Origin of the sequence: Streptomyces netropsis, assembly GCF_014203545.1 — a bacterium.
In the GTDB taxonomy this organism is placed as follows: Bacteria; Actinomycetota; Actinomycetes; order Streptomycetales; family Streptomycetaceae; genus Streptomyces; species Streptomyces netropsis.
In genome coordinates this window covers 23,658-36,862 of the sequence record NZ_JACHJG010000020.1, presented here as the reverse complement: position 1 = coordinate 36,862, position 13,205 = coordinate 23,658, and the positions used below count along the sequence as shown (strand labels likewise).

The following is a 13,205-nucleotide window of genomic DNA, read 5'->3' as shown; positions in this document are numbered from 1 at the left end:
GCAACCATGTGAGGCCCGCATGTCCGTTTCCCCCGCTTCCATCACCTGCACGTCGCTCTCCTACGTCTGGCCGGACGGCACCACTGTCTTCGAGGACCTTCAGGTCGCCTTCGGGCCCGGCAGGTCCGGACTCATCGGTCTCAACGGGTCGGGAAAATCCACTCTGGTCAAGCTGATCGCGGGAGAACTCGCACCGACCGAGGGCACGGTGCGCGTGGCCGGCGAGATCGGCTATCTGCCGCAGAACGTCACCCTCGACACCACCCTCCGCGTCGAGGGCGTCCTCGGCATCACCGACACGCGTGCCGCTCTGCACGCCATCGAGGCGGGTGATGTACGCGAGGAGCACTTCACGGCAGTCGGCGACGACTGGGACGTCGAGGAACGCGCCACGGCGACGCTCGCCGGACTGGGACTGGGCCATGTCGGCCTGGACCGCACCATCGGCGAGGTTTCCGGCGGGGAGTCGGTCCTCCTGCGCATGGCCGCTCTGCTGCTGCGCCGACCGGATGTCCTCCTCCTCGACGAACCCACCAACAACCTCGACCTGCACGCGCGCCGGCGCCTGTACGCGGCCGTCGAGGCGTGGTCCGGCGTGATGGTCGTGGTCAGTCACGACCGTGAACTGCTCGACCGCGTCGACCAGATCGCCGACCTGCGGGCGGGCGAGGTCACCTGGTACGGGGGCAACTTCTCCGCGTACGAGGAGGCGCTCGCCGCCGAGCAGGAGACGGCCGAGCGCCTGGTACGGGTCGCCGAGTCCGATCTGCGGAAGCAGAAGCGCGAACTGGCCGATGCCCAGGTCAAACTGGCCCGTCGCAAGCGGTACGGACAGAAGATGTGGGACACCAAGCGTGAACCCAAGGTCGTCATGGGAGAGCGCAAGCGGCAGGCCCAGGTCGCCGCGGGCAAGCACCGCATCATGCACGAGGGCAAGCTCGCCGAGGCAAGGGAACGGCTCGACGAGGCCGTGGAGGCCGTGCGCGACGACGACGAGATCCGCGTCGACCTCCCGTACACGGCAGTGCCGCCAGGTCGCTCCGTGTTCACCCTGCACGACCTCCACCTCAGGTACGGGGCCCGGGTGGAGGGCGAGTTCGAGCTGCGCGGCCCGGAGCGGATCGCGCTCGTCGGCCGCAACGGTGCGGGCAAGACGACGCTCCTGCGCACGATCGCCGGAGAGCTGGACGCCGTCTCCGGCACGGCGACGGCCCATGTGCCGCTGAGGTTCCTGCCCCAACGGCTCGACGTGCTCGACGACGAGCTGACGGTTGTCGAGAACGTGGCACGGTTCGCCCCCGAGGCGACGGGCAACAGGATCAGAGCCCGCCTGGCCCGCTTCCTGTTCAGGGGAGCGCGGGCCGACCAGAGGGTCGCGACCCTGTCGGGCGGGGAGCGCTTCCGGGCCACCCTGGCAGCCCTGATGCTCGCGGAACCCGCCCCGCAACTCCTGATGCTGGACGAGCCGACGAACAACCTGGACTTGGCGAGCGTCCGTCAGCTGACCACGGCCCTGGCGTCGTACGAGGGCGCGCTGATCGTGGCCAGCCACGACATCCGCTTTCTGCAGTCCATCGCCGTGACGCGGTGGCTGCGCCTGGACGGTGAGCTGCGGGACACGACGGCGGAGGAGGTACGCGCGGAGATGGCCACGAACTGAGCCCGTGACCGCGGACCGGGGTGGGAGACGGCCGACACGGCCACCTCCCACCCCGGCGAGCAGGCGTTCACTGCCGCAGTCACCGGTCCCCGGCCCGCCCACCCCACGAACGGCCCGGTCGCTACGACGTCGGTTGCCGGGCGGCGGTGGCCGGATCTGACAGAATCCCGTCATTGCCGACATGGCGGGGTGCGATGAAGATGGACGCATGCCCCTCACCCACCGTGTCGTCATCGCTGTCTTCCCCGATGTCGATCTCCTCGACGTCACCGGCCCGGCGGAAGTCTTCGCCTTGGCCAACCGGGAATCAGCAGGCCGGGCGGGCTACTCGGTGCGCTTGGCGGGCCCCGAGCGGGGACCGGTGCGCACCTCGGCCGGCGTCCGGTTGCTCGCGGACACCTCCTTCGCCGATGTCGGCGCGGCGGTGGACACGCTGCTGGTGCCCGGTGCGGTGGATGTGTACCCGGAAGGCCCGGTGGCCCGCACCGACCAGGACGTCGTGGACTGGATCAAGAACACCGCCCCGTACGCACAGCGGGTGGCATCGGTATGTGTCGGCGCGCACCTACTGGCGGCGGCCGGGCTGCTGGACGGCAGGACGGCGACCACCCACTGGTCGACGGCGGCACAGCTCGCCGCCGACCACCCACAGGTGACCGTGAACGCCCACCCCATCTTCGTGCGCTCCGGACGAGTGTGGACGGGGGCCGGGATCAGCGCCTGCATGGACCTCGCGCTGGCCCTGGTGGCCGAGGACCACGGCGAGGACCTGGCTCTGGCGGTAGCCCGTCACCTGGTGATGTACCTCAAGCGGCAAGGCGGCCAGAGCCAGTTCAGTGTGCCGCTGAGCCGCCCCGCAGCCGGTAGGCGAGACATCGACGAACTGCGCCTGTTCATCGCCGAACACCTCGACGCCGACCTGTCGGCGGCCGCGCTCGCGACCCGGATGTGCCTGAGCGAGCGCCACTTCGCCCGCGTCTTCCGCCAGGAGACCGGCACCAGCCCGGCCGCGTACGTCGAGGCCGCACGGGTCGAAGCCGCGCGCCGCCTGCTGGAAAGCACCGACCAGCCGCTCGAACAAGTTGCCGGAACCGTCGGCCTGGGCTCGGTGGAAACGCTGCACCGCGCCTTCCGCAAGCAGATCAGCACGACGCCGGCGGCCTACCGCCGTCGCTTCCGCACGACCATCTGACCACCCGATCCCCTTGGCGTATCCGTGCCACCGCGCGACCTCGTCGTGCGCCGTTCACCGCTCTTGAAGGGCCCCCTTGTGATGACTGCTTCCGCCAGCCTGCGTGACGTGATCGGCCTCGGCAGCCGCTTGCCCCGTCTCGACGAGTCCACCCTGGTAATGATCGACTTCCAGAACACCTACCGTGCCGGAGTCATGGCACTCGAGGGCGCCGAGCAGGCCCTGGCCGCCGGAGCCCGCCTCCTCGCCGCGGCCCGTGCCGTCGGCGCTCCGGTCATCCACGTCGTCAATGACGGTGGCGAAGGCAGCCCGTACGACATCCGCGCCGAGATCGGCTCCATCAGTGACGAGGTCGCTCCCCTCGCGGGCGAACCGGTCGTCGTCAAGCACTTTCCGAACGCCTTCCACGACACCGGGCTGGAGGAGCTCCTGCGCAACCTCGATGCCGGACCCGACCTGGTCATAGCCGGGTTCATGACGCACATGTGCGTCACCTTCACCGCCCAGGGCGCCTTCAACCTCGGCTACCGGCCCACCGTCGTCGCCGAGGCCACCGCCACCCGTGCCCTCACCACACCCGATGGCGACGTGCTGTCGGCCGCCACCCTCCAGGCCGCGGCGCTGACCACCGTCACCGACCTGTTCGGCACCGTCGCCCCGACCGTGGACAGCCTCCGGCCCTCCTAGGGACGTACGGCGTGTGAGCTCGTCTCCGTGGCTCAGCTCACGCACGGACAGGATGACGCCGGAAGACCGGTGGTCACGGTGATCCCCGTGGTGAGCCACATGGCCGCGGTCGGCTTGACTTGGAGTGCACACGAAGGCAGAGACTTGCGTCAGTTCCGGCCCTACGGATGCGCCCGCTCGGTGATGCGACCCGCGCGTTCGAGCGGGCAGCGTGAACCCCGTTGCATGGGGCGGGAGCCCCCCCCAGTACAGGAAAGCGAGCCTTCCCATGACGGTTGACAGAACAGTGGTCATCTCCGGCACGTCCTCCGGAATCGGCCTCGAGGCCGCTGTCGCCGCGGCCCGGGCGGGATGGCGCACCGTAGCCACCATGCGTGACACCTCCCGTGACGCGGTTCTGCGCGAAGCGGCCCGGAAGGAGGGCGTGGCCGACCTGGTCGAGGTCCGCCGGATGGACGTCACCGACCCCGGCTCCGTCCAGGCCTGCATCGCGGGGGTGGTCGCGGACCACGGCCGCCTGGACGCCGTGGTGAACAACGCCGGCGCCGGACACGTGGGGACCCTGGAGCAGGAGAGCGTCGAGGACGTCCGCGCCGTGATGGAGGTCAACTTCTTCGGCGTGCTGCAGGTGACTCATGCCGCCCTGCCCCATCTGCGGTCGTCCGGAGGCCGGGTGGTGACCGTCACCAGCGTCGGCGGCGTCGTGGGGCAGCCGTTCAACGAGGCCTACTGCGCCGCGAAGTTCGCCGTCGAGGGCTTCATGGAATCCCTCCATCCCGTCGCGGCCGGCGTCGGTGTCACCGTGACGGTCGTCGAGCCCGGCGCGGTAGCCAGTGAGTTCGTCAGCAATGCCGGTGTCGACCAGGACGCCCTTCTCGCCCGCGCGAGTGTCTACGCGCCGGCTCTCAAGGCCTACTTGGAGCGCACGGCCCGCAGCTTCGCCGGCGCTCAGAGCCCTCGTGACGCGGCTGCCACCGTGTTGGAGGCGCTCACCGCTGACGCGCCGCCCCTGCGGCTGCAGACGTCCGACGGGGCCCGCGACTTCGTCGGCACGAAGCTCGCGGACCTCGACGGCGGCACGGTCACCAGGCTGACCAGCGGCTGGGTGTCCTGACGGGCCGCCTTCCCTCCTCGTGACGGCAGGGGACGCCCTCACCGGCCGCCAGTTGGAGGGCGGTTGCGCGCACTGCCCCCACCTGCTGCGGCAGGCCGCACCCGCAGGTCAGGCTGTAGCGGTTCGCGCCGCAGCGACCGCCACCGTGGTGTAACGCATCGTGAAGCTGCCACCCAGCGCGTCGATGGCTGCCCCGACGCTCTTCAGCACCTCCGCCAACTTGTCCGACGGCAGCCGGGTGAGGGCGCCATGGGTGGGCATCTGCTCCAGCCACGCGGCCCGCGTGTAGGACCACTCCCAGGCGAATCGCCACTGTTCCGGGGCGTTGAATCCGCCGGCCTCCTGCATTCCGTCGGTGGCCTTGGTGATCAGCGCCTGATAGCCGTCCAGAGCCTGCTTCGTCATCGCCTGGACGGTGAAGGGGGAGTCGGGAGCCACTCGCCGGTAGGCCGCGGCGAACGCTTCGGCCACGTCCGGCGGTAGCTCGAACACGTTCCAGAACGCTGCCAGTCGTCCGCCGGGCCGCAGCACCTGCCGGGCCTTGGCCGCTCCCGCGACCGGGTCCACCCAGTGCCAGGCCTGACCGGCGACCACCGCATCGCATTGCCGGCCGGACGGATCCCAGGCTTCGAACGTCGCTACGTCGACCTCGACTCCGAGCTGCCGCGCCACGTCGGCCATCCGCGCGTCGGGCTCGACTCCGAGCACCTTGCAGCCGGCTGCCTGGAACTGCCGGGCGGCGATACCGGTGCCACAGCCGACATCGAGGACCTCGGGGCCGGGGCTGCCGGCGACGATCCGGTCCACCATGGCGTCGGGGTAGCGGGGCCGGGCCCGGTCGTAGCGTTCGGCATCCGAACCGAATGACTGTGCCGCCTGCCGGTATTGATGAGACTCGTTCCCGGACGGACGCGATCGCGCCGGAGGTAAAGTGGGCATGCGCCCACTATGGTGGGCACGTGCCCACTCGTCAACGGGCGGGCCGGGCGAAGCAAGGAAGGGTGCGGTATGCCGACAGGGGTGGCCATGCGCGACGCGCGCGAGCAACTGTTCGACGCCGCCGAGCGCGTCCTGCTCCGGGACGGGCCGAGCGCGCTGACCAGCCGGGCGGTCACCGCGGAGGCAGGCTGCGCCAAGGGCGTCCTGCACCGGCACTTCGCCGACTTCGACGCCTTCCTCACCGAGCTCGTGCTGGACCGCATCGCCCGGCTCGAGAGCCAAGCCACCGCCCTGCGCGGCTCAGCCGGGACCGGCACCGTGGCCGGCAACCTCGCCGACGCACTGACGGCCCTGTTCGGGTCCGTCGCGCTGGCGATCGTCGCCCTCATCACCTCCCGGGATGAACTGCGCGCCCGACTGCGCCAGGCCACCACCGCCGGCGTGCCCGTCCTGACGGAAGCCACGGCCATGATCGCCTCCTACCTCACCGCGGAACGCGACGTGGATCGCATCGCGGCGGATGCCGATGTCGACACGCTCGCGCTCACGCTCATCGGGACCGGGCACCTGCTGTTCGCCGGCCGTGAAGGCACGCCACCGGAGACCGGAGCCGTCCTCAAGGTTGTGACTACAGTCATCGCCGACGCCACACGCGACGTAGGGCGTGCACGTACGAAGCCCGATGCAGGGCGCCTCAGGATCTCCCCGAACAGCCGCGCCCAGAGGCCGGGTTCGTGAGAATGCGCCACCTTGCATGCGACAGGGCGCCGACTCCCGGTCGCCACTCGCTCCATTTTCCGGCGGCCGGTCCCGCGTGAATCCGCCCGCATCCGCCTGACGGCAATCGTGACCCCTCGCGCTCAGGCGGATTCGGCGGCCAGGGTCTCCCAGAAGTCGACATAGTTCTGCTCGTGCCGGATCCCGAGTTCGAGCAGGCGGGTCCGCGATGCAGTGGCCGGATCCGCTGGATCCAAGTCGGCGAGCCGTTGACGGTACGCGTCGGCCCATTGCCGGTGCCGGGCGGCCTGGGTGCGCGCCAGCGCGGCGACCTCGGCCGGGGAGGCCAGGTCGGTGAAGGTGAGCTTGAGCAGTGCGGGGTTGCGGGTCTCCGGCGGCGACGAGGTCGGGTCGGCCAGCCAGCGGTGCAAGGCCTCGCGGCCGGCGTCGGTGAGGTGGAAGACACGTCGTCGCCGTCCGTGCTCCTCGGCGCGCTCGGTGAGCAGGCCCAGTTCGGCCAGCCGGGGCGGGTCTCGGTACAGCTGCGCGTGCGGGATCGGCCAGTAGTTTTCGACGCTCTGCTCGATGCGGCCCTTCAACTCGTAGGGCGTCATCGGACCGTTACGGGCGATCAGCCCGAGCACCACGTACTGCGAGGGCGTCAACTCGTCCGTCATCCCGTCCTCCAGTGACGCAGTCTGCGATCGATACCGTCTCAGTGAGACTATAGGTTAGTCTCGCGGCGACGATCTCACTGAGATGATTGGGAGTCCCATGAACGTCCACCCTGAGCTGGCCGACGTCCTCGCCGCGCTGCCGGAGTTCGACCCGCTGGCCGATCCCGTGGCCACGCGGACCCACCTGCGCGGGGTGCTCGCCGCCACGCCCTCCCGCGAGGACCCCCACCTCGTCACCGAAGACCTCACCATCCCCGGCCCGGCGGGCGATCTGCGGCTTCGGCTGTATCGGCCCACTGGTGGGACGCCCGCCAGTCGTCCAGCCGTGCTGTACTTCCACGGCGGTGCGTTCATCTCGGGCGACCTGGACACCGGCGACACCAACTGCCGCGACATCTGCCGGGCGGCCGACGCGGTAGTGGTCTCCGTCGACTACCGTCTCGCCCCCGAGCACCCCTACCCGGCCGGCTTCGACGACTGCTACGCCGCGCTGCTCTGGACCGGCGCCAACACCGCCGCCCTCGGGGTGGATCCGAACCGGATCGCCGTCTCCGGCCGCTCGGCCGGCGGGTCACTGGCCGCGGCAACCGCCCTGGCGTCCCGAGACCGTGGTGGCCCCGCACTCGCCTACCAACTGCTCCTGGTGCCCGCCGTGGACGACCGTTGTGACCAAGCATCGGTCGACGCCGTCACCGACGGGCGAGTGATCGACGGACGAGTGGTCCGCGGAATGTGGCCGCTGTACCTGGGGCCGAGGGCGGCCGACCAGTACGCGGCCCCGGCGAGAGCGACAAGCCTGGCCGGGCTGCCGCCGACGTACCTCATGGTCTGCGAGCAGGATCCGCTGCGCGACCAAGGGCTGGACTACGCGAGGCGACTCATCCTGGCCGGCGTCCCCACGGAGATTCATCATGTACCAGGAGCGTTCCACCTCTTCGAGGGGTACGCCCCTACCAGCTCGCCGGCCCGGCGCAGCACCGTCGCGTGGACGTCGGCGCTGGCCGCCGCGCTGCGTAGCGAGGGTCGGAAGGCGGAAGCCTCCTGACCCTCCATGAAGATCAGGAGGGTGAACAGTTCCGCAACCGGTGGCGCAGCCATCCACCGGCCGGCAAGCGGGGTCGGCCACCCCCTGGTCTGGCACTTCACCGGATCAAGAGCGAAGCATGGGATACGAACGCTTCAATGGTCTGCCTCGCCTGGGCGTCCAGTGCATCCCGCTCCACCTGGTCCCGCGCCGTCGACACGTCGCGCGTGCGCTGATAGGCCCGCTCGGCCGCGAGGATCACTTCCCGGTCGTCAGTGAGCAACTTGACTCGATAGAGCACTTGTCGTGTCGCTGTTCGGAGACGGTGTGCTTCATCGCGTGCCGTGACGAAGGCCTCTCCGTCCGGGTCCTGCTGCTTGCGGTACCAGCGGTCCGCCTGGCCGTGGCGGTAGTCCTCCACTGCCGCGGCGAACGAACTGTACGTGGCCAAGCGCTCCTGCCGGAGCGCTTCGGACCGCGCGAACACCTCGCTGCGTCTGGACGCCAGGCGCTGGAAGATGTGCGTGATCACGGCACCCAGGAGTGTGCCTCCGACCGCTACAACACTTGTCCATATGGCTTCCACGGCATCAGCTGATCACATCCGAGGAACCGGACGCTGCCCGACCCGGCATCGACGCGTCCCCTTCGACGTGCCGGTGCCGGGTCGGGTGGGGCTCAGGGGTGCCAGATCTCCTTGATGGTCTTCACCTTGCCCTCGGGGTCCAGCGTGATGTCGTAGATGTTCCCGGAGCAGCTGTACGGCTCCTTGACGGCACCGCCGTTCGTCAGGCAGTCACCGGCGTGCGCCCACAGTTCTCCGACGGGGACGGTCTTGGTGGAGCCGGGCCCGGTGGCCAGTTCGGCCTTCACTTGCTCGGCGAAAAGGTAGTACTTCGCCTTGCCCTCGCCGTGGTAGATCCAGTCGTTGGGTGTGCAGGTGGGCTTGGCGTCCTTGGCTGACATCGAGCCCTTCGACGGGGGTTCGACGGGTTCGATCATCTTGTGGCCGGTGGGCAGCTTCGGCGCCTTCCCGCATTCGCCGGTGCCGTCGGCCTTGTCCGCGGAGGCACCGCCCGCGGTCTGCTTCTCCGACGGCTGCGCGGAGGCGCCGGAGCCGCTGCCTGCGGCCGTGTCCTCTTCCGGTCCGCAGGCGGTGACGCTGCCGAGCGCGGCGACGAGCGCAAGTGCGCTGATGAAACGATGTGTTGTCTTCATGTCAGGTCCCCCGGTGGAAAAATTTGTCGTGATCATGTTCGACCGACGAGGTTTTTTACACCACGAGACAGGGCGAAAGCCAATCGCCGCGCGACGGGCGGCACCCGACTTCTCCAGGGGGCCACTCATCCCCAGGGGGGGCGGAGCGTCCGCCGACGCGATGAGTACCCGGGGCGGTGGTGCGCTCCGGGTGGGCGGCCTGCGGCAAAGGCAGATACCGGATCACCGGGCCGTGAGTCGGACCGGTCCGGCACGTTGCCCACCGACGCGGGGAGTGGAGTGCCGCCCACTCCCATGACCGGTACCCACAGCCCCCTCGGGCCCGTCCTCCGGGGCCGAAGTGCGCACGCGCCCGGCCCAGGTGCGGGCCCCCGCCGTCGGATGCCGCTCACCCCTTGGCCCTGCCAACAGAGCACGACGGCCCGGCATCCCCTCACTCCGCGCCCCTGCCCGGAAGTCGCGAGCAGCGCGTGACGCGGCTGCGCGTCCCGTCCCCGACCGGCGTTGTCAGTGGTCGCCACTAGGTTCAGTCGTGTCCCGCCGCTCTGGCGCGGACATCCCCCTTGGTGTCCCCTTCATGCATAGGAGATGGTGCGTTGTCGGATTGGGAGAGGTCGAGCACGGCACGGGTGATAGCGCCCGCACGACCGCGCAAGCTCGCCAAGGTGCCGTTCGTCGAGCTGGCCGACGGACGCTTGCAGGGCGTGGTGTCCAGCGGTTCGGACATCGAGCGGGTCTACGTCTCGTCGGTCGGGGCCCGCACCTACGCGTTCGCTTGCAGCACCAACAACAACCGGCCCTGCGGCGGCGCGCGGGGTTCGTTCTGCAATCACATCCGGGCCCTGATCAACGAGGCGGTGCTGCAGTACGGCGCCGAGCGCGTCGCCCGCTACCTGAGGGTCGAGAGCGCGGACGGCGAGCCGAGCGGGCAGACCCTCGCCGCCGCCATGAGCGCCACACGTCCACCGCAGGGGGACACCAAGGCCGCCGCGCCCGTCTTCAGCCGGTTCCTGCGGCACCTGGCCTACCTGGAACTCGCCCCGACCACGGCGCCGTTGCCCGAAATGCAGTGGTTCCCGCCCACCAGGGCGGTGGCGTGATGCGCGCCGACCTGCTCGCCGAAACCATCGCCGGACTCGACGAAGCCCTGGCAGCCGTCGACGCCTTCGACCGGGCCCTCGTCGGCGGCCTGCTCCGTCCCCAGCCCGCCCAGGCCGGCGGCCTGACAGAGCTCGCACACGCCGTCGCGGGGACGCCGCTGGCCGCCCGGGTCGCCGAGGCGGCCGGGAAGGCAGCGGCCGGATCCGCGAGCGAAGACCACTTCGTCGCCCTCGCCGCCGCCCGGACCGCGCTGCTCGGCTCCGTCCACGACGCACTCATGGTCCGTCTCGAGGAAGCCTCCGGTCGGCCCCGCGGCGAGGCCACCGTCCCAGCCCCCGGCGAGCGGCAAGCGGCGAACCTGCTCGTCGCCGCCCGCTCCTGGCTCTCCGATCTGGCGCGCTCCGGGTGGCAGGGCATCGACCACGACGTGGTCGCCGGGGCGGCGCCCATCGTCTCCGCGATGCTGGTGGACCCGGCCCTGCGCCGCCTGGCGACGCTTCTCGACGGCTTCGCCGCCGAACTCGTCGCATCCTGCCCGGGCGCGGCCCTGGAACGCATCCCGGCACGCCGCTGGGCCGACCTGTGGTCGCGCGCGATGTTGCTGACGCTGCCCGGTGCTGCCGAGGTGCCCATGGCCGGTACGGTCACCGGCCGCCTGCTGCCCCTCGGCGTCGACGTGCAGGAACACGCGACCGCCGTACAGGCCCAGGTCCACGCGGTCTTCGAGCCGGCGGACGGCGGTGCGCCCCGCCTGGTGCGTGCCGGCGTGTCGGTGCCGAAGCCCGACACGGTCGTCGGAGCCGGCCTCTGGCAGCTGCTCCGCCCGCACATGTCGCTCCTTGCAGCTGTCAGCGAGGGCCGCTCGATGGACCTCGTCGGCATGCCGGTCACCGCCGAAGGCGACCTGCTCTGGAACGACGAGCACGCCCGCACGGGCGAGCCCGCCGACGCCTTCGTCACCGCCCGCATCGTCCTGCCTACCGCCACCGACCCGGCGACCGCACCCCTGGACCGGCACCCGGCGCGCATCGCCGTACCCGTGTTCCTGGAGGGCTACGCCACCGGGAACGACGACGCACTGACGTTCACCATCGCCGGACACCCTCTCACGGTCGACACCGACCGCATCCCGACCGCCGGACCGCTCACCCCCGCAGCCGTCGCGGCGTCCGGCTCGTGCATCGGGTTGCTCCGCTGGGACGCCGGGACGTATCGCGTCCAGCCTCTGGCCGTCGAGACGACCGTGCGGAAGAAAACGGTCGCGATCCACGCCGGGGGATGGGCCGGGGGCACGACCGACAAGGCCGGCATCAAGGCCGAGAAGGCCGCCACCGACGCCGTGGCCGTGCTGCGGGAGCGCGCCGGGAGGCTGCTCCGGAAATGACGGAACACACGACGGAACACACGACAGGGCACACGGCCGCAACCGAACGATCGGCCGCGCACACGCCCCCACAAAACCCCGACGTGGACCCCCACGACAACCGCCGTCAGGTCCTGTACTGGCGGCTCCTCGCCCGCCTCTTCGACCACGAGGAGCAAGCCACGCTGGAATCGGCGAGCCTCGCCGTCGTCGAGGACATCGGCCTGCCGCCCGCACTGCTGGACCCACAGGCCTCCGTCGACTCGGTCGTACAACGCCACCCGGAGCTGGCCGCCGAGTTCGACGGTCTGATGGCACCCGAACCGGAAGACGACGGGGCACGCGACCGGCCCGCCGAGGTACGGCGCGCGGCGCTGGTGTCGAAGGTGCTGCTCAACGTCTTCGCCTCCGGCTCGGGCACGGTCACCGCCGGACAGCTGACGCGCTGGCAGTCCGACGCGGGCTGGCTGGAGCGCGCACTCGGCTGCAAGCCCGGCGAGCTGCGCGGCGGCCGCGCCGGCGGAGGGGCCAGGGGAGGCGCGGCCGCAGGACCGGGCGGCAGCCCCAACGGCACCGGAGGCCTGGGAACGACGCCCGACCTCAGCCGACTGATTCCGGCGATCGGGCCGGAACTCGGCGCCATCGAAGCCGACCTCGTCAAGCGGATGCGCCTGCGCGAGGTGCTGGCCGACCCCAAGCTCGCCGCGCAGCTGACCCCGAGCATGTCCCTGATCGAGCAACTGCTGCGGGACAAGAACAACCTCTCGGGCGTTGCCCTGGCCAACGCCAAGGCCCTGATCCGCCGCTTCGTCGACGAGGTCGCCGAAGTGCTGCGCACCCAAGTGGAAACAGCCACGGCAGGCGCCCTGGACCGCTCCGTCCCGCCCAAGCGGGTGTTCCGCAACCTCGACATCGACCGCACGATCTGGAAGAACCTCACCAACTGGAGCCCGGAGGAGGAGCGGCTGTACGTCGACCGCCTCTACTACCGGCACACCGCCCGCAAGACCACACCGCAGCGGCTGATCGTCGTCGTGGACCAGTCCGGCTCCATGGTCGACTCCATGGTGAACTGCACCATCCTGGCATCGATCTTCGCCGGGCTGCCGAAGGTGGACGTCCACCTGATCGCGTACGACACGCGTGCCCTCGACCTGACCCCCTGGGTGAACGACCCGTTCGAGGCCCTGCTGCGCACCAACCTCGGTGGCGGCAATGACGGCCCCGTCGCGATGGCCATGGCCCGCCCGAAGATCACCGATCCCCGGGACACCGTGATGGTGTGGATCTCGGACTTCTACGAGTTCGACCGCTCCCAGCCGCTTTTCGAGGGCATCGAGGCCGTCCACCGCTCCGGAGTGAAATTCATCCCGGTCGGTTCGGTCACCAGCTCCGGCCGCCAGGAGGTCAACCCCTGGTTCCGGGAGCGCTTCAAAGCCCTGGGCACGCCGGTGCTCTCCGGCCACATCCGCAAGCTCGTCCACGAACTCAAGACGTTCCTCGCCTAGAAAGG

Annotated in this window: 13 protein-coding genes; 9 read left to right on the top strand and 4 right to left on the bottom strand. The window is 70.4% G+C overall.

Annotation, left to right across the window (positions count from 1 at the left end; translation table 11 throughout):
* The first annotated feature begins 19 nt into the window (after positions 1-19).
* The 4 genes from FHS38_RS32570 to FHS38_RS32555 all read left to right on the top strand — a co-directional run bounded on the left by FHS38_RS32570 (position 20) and on the right by FHS38_RS32555 (position 4,653).
* Entirely contained in the window at positions 20-1,660 is a 1,641-nt protein-coding gene (locus FHS38_RS32570; RefSeq protein WP_184739808.1) for an ABC-F family ATP-binding cassette domain-containing protein, read from the top strand.
* Positions 1,661-1,868: 208 nt separating this feature from the next.
* Positions 1,869-2,852: a GlxA family transcriptional regulator gene (locus FHS38_RS36235; protein ID WP_184739806.1), complete on the top strand. Its 984-nt coding sequence runs from the start codon at positions 1,869-1,871 to the stop codon at positions 2,850-2,852.
* Between the two features lie 81 nt (positions 2,853-2,933).
* Positions 2,934-3,539: an isochorismatase family protein gene (locus FHS38_RS32560; RefSeq protein WP_184739804.1), complete on the top strand. Its 606-nt coding sequence runs from the start codon at positions 2,934-2,936 to the stop codon at positions 3,537-3,539.
* Between the two features lie 268 nt (positions 3,540-3,807).
* Positions 3,808-4,653 carry an SDR family NAD(P)-dependent oxidoreductase gene (locus FHS38_RS32555; RefSeq protein WP_184739802.1) on the top strand — a complete coding sequence of 282 codons (846 nt, stop codon included), beginning with the start codon at positions 3,808-3,810 and terminating at the stop codon, positions 4,651-4,653.
* Positions 4,654-4,761: 108 nt separating this feature from the next.
* Here the strand turns inward: FHS38_RS32555 and FHS38_RS32550 are convergent, their stop codons facing one another.
* A complete protein-coding gene (locus FHS38_RS32550; protein WP_184739800.1) occupies positions 4,762-5,592 on the bottom strand; it encodes a class I SAM-dependent methyltransferase in 831 nt (276 codons plus the stop codon).
* 69 nt (positions 5,593-5,661) lie between these two features.
* On the opposite strand from FHS38_RS32550, the gene FHS38_RS32545 reads away from it, so the two are divergent.
* Positions 5,662-6,330: a TetR/AcrR family transcriptional regulator gene (locus FHS38_RS32545; RefSeq protein WP_184739798.1), complete on the top strand. Its 669-nt coding sequence runs from the start codon at positions 5,662-5,664 to the stop codon at positions 6,328-6,330.
* A gap of 122 nt (positions 6,331-6,452) precedes the next feature.
* Here the strand turns inward: FHS38_RS32545 and FHS38_RS32540 are convergent, their stop codons facing one another.
* Positions 6,453-6,986, bottom strand: a complete 534-nt coding sequence (locus FHS38_RS32540) for a PadR family transcriptional regulator (protein WP_184739796.1) — start codon at positions 6,984-6,986, stop codon at positions 6,453-6,455.
* A 97-nt stretch (positions 6,987-7,083) separates the two neighbouring features.
* Between FHS38_RS32540 and FHS38_RS32535 the strand changes: the two genes are divergently transcribed.
* A complete protein-coding gene (locus tag FHS38_RS32535) occupies positions 7,084-8,031 on the top strand; it encodes an alpha/beta hydrolase (RefSeq protein WP_260421067.1) in 948 nt (315 codons plus the stop codon).
* A gap of 97 nt (positions 8,032-8,128) precedes the next feature.
* Here the strand turns inward: FHS38_RS32535 and kilB are convergent, their stop codons facing one another.
* Positions 8,129-8,542, bottom strand: a complete 414-nt coding sequence (gene kilB / locus FHS38_RS32530) for a plasmid transfer protein KilB (RefSeq protein WP_513825916.1) — start codon at positions 8,540-8,542, stop codon at positions 8,129-8,131.
* A 146-nt stretch (positions 8,543-8,688) separates the two neighbouring features.
* Entirely contained in the window at positions 8,689-9,228 is a 540-nt protein-coding gene (locus FHS38_RS32525) for a hypothetical protein (protein ID WP_184739790.1), read from the bottom strand.
* A 596-nt stretch (positions 9,229-9,824) separates the two neighbouring features.
* On the opposite strand from FHS38_RS32525, the gene FHS38_RS32520 reads away from it, so the two are divergent.
* The 3 genes from FHS38_RS32520 to FHS38_RS32510 are packed head-to-tail and all read left to right on the top strand — an operon-like array spanning position 9,825 to position 13,200.
* Entirely contained in the window at positions 9,825-10,328 is a 504-nt protein-coding gene (locus FHS38_RS32520; RefSeq protein ID WP_184739788.1) for a hypothetical protein, read from the top strand.
* On the top strand, positions 10,328-11,713 hold the full coding sequence (locus FHS38_RS32515; RefSeq protein WP_221495631.1) for a hypothetical protein: 1,386 nt from the start codon (positions 10,328-10,330) through the stop codon (positions 11,711-11,713). Before FHS38_RS32520 ends, FHS38_RS32515 begins: the two co-directional genes overlap by 1 nt.
* Positions 11,710-13,200 (top strand): VWA domain-containing protein, encoded by a 1,491-nt coding sequence (locus FHS38_RS32510; protein WP_221495630.1) that lies wholly within the window; start codon positions 11,710-11,712, stop codon positions 13,198-13,200. Before FHS38_RS32515 ends, FHS38_RS32510 begins: the two co-directional genes overlap by 4 nt.
* Positions 13,201-13,205 lie beyond the last annotated feature (5 nt).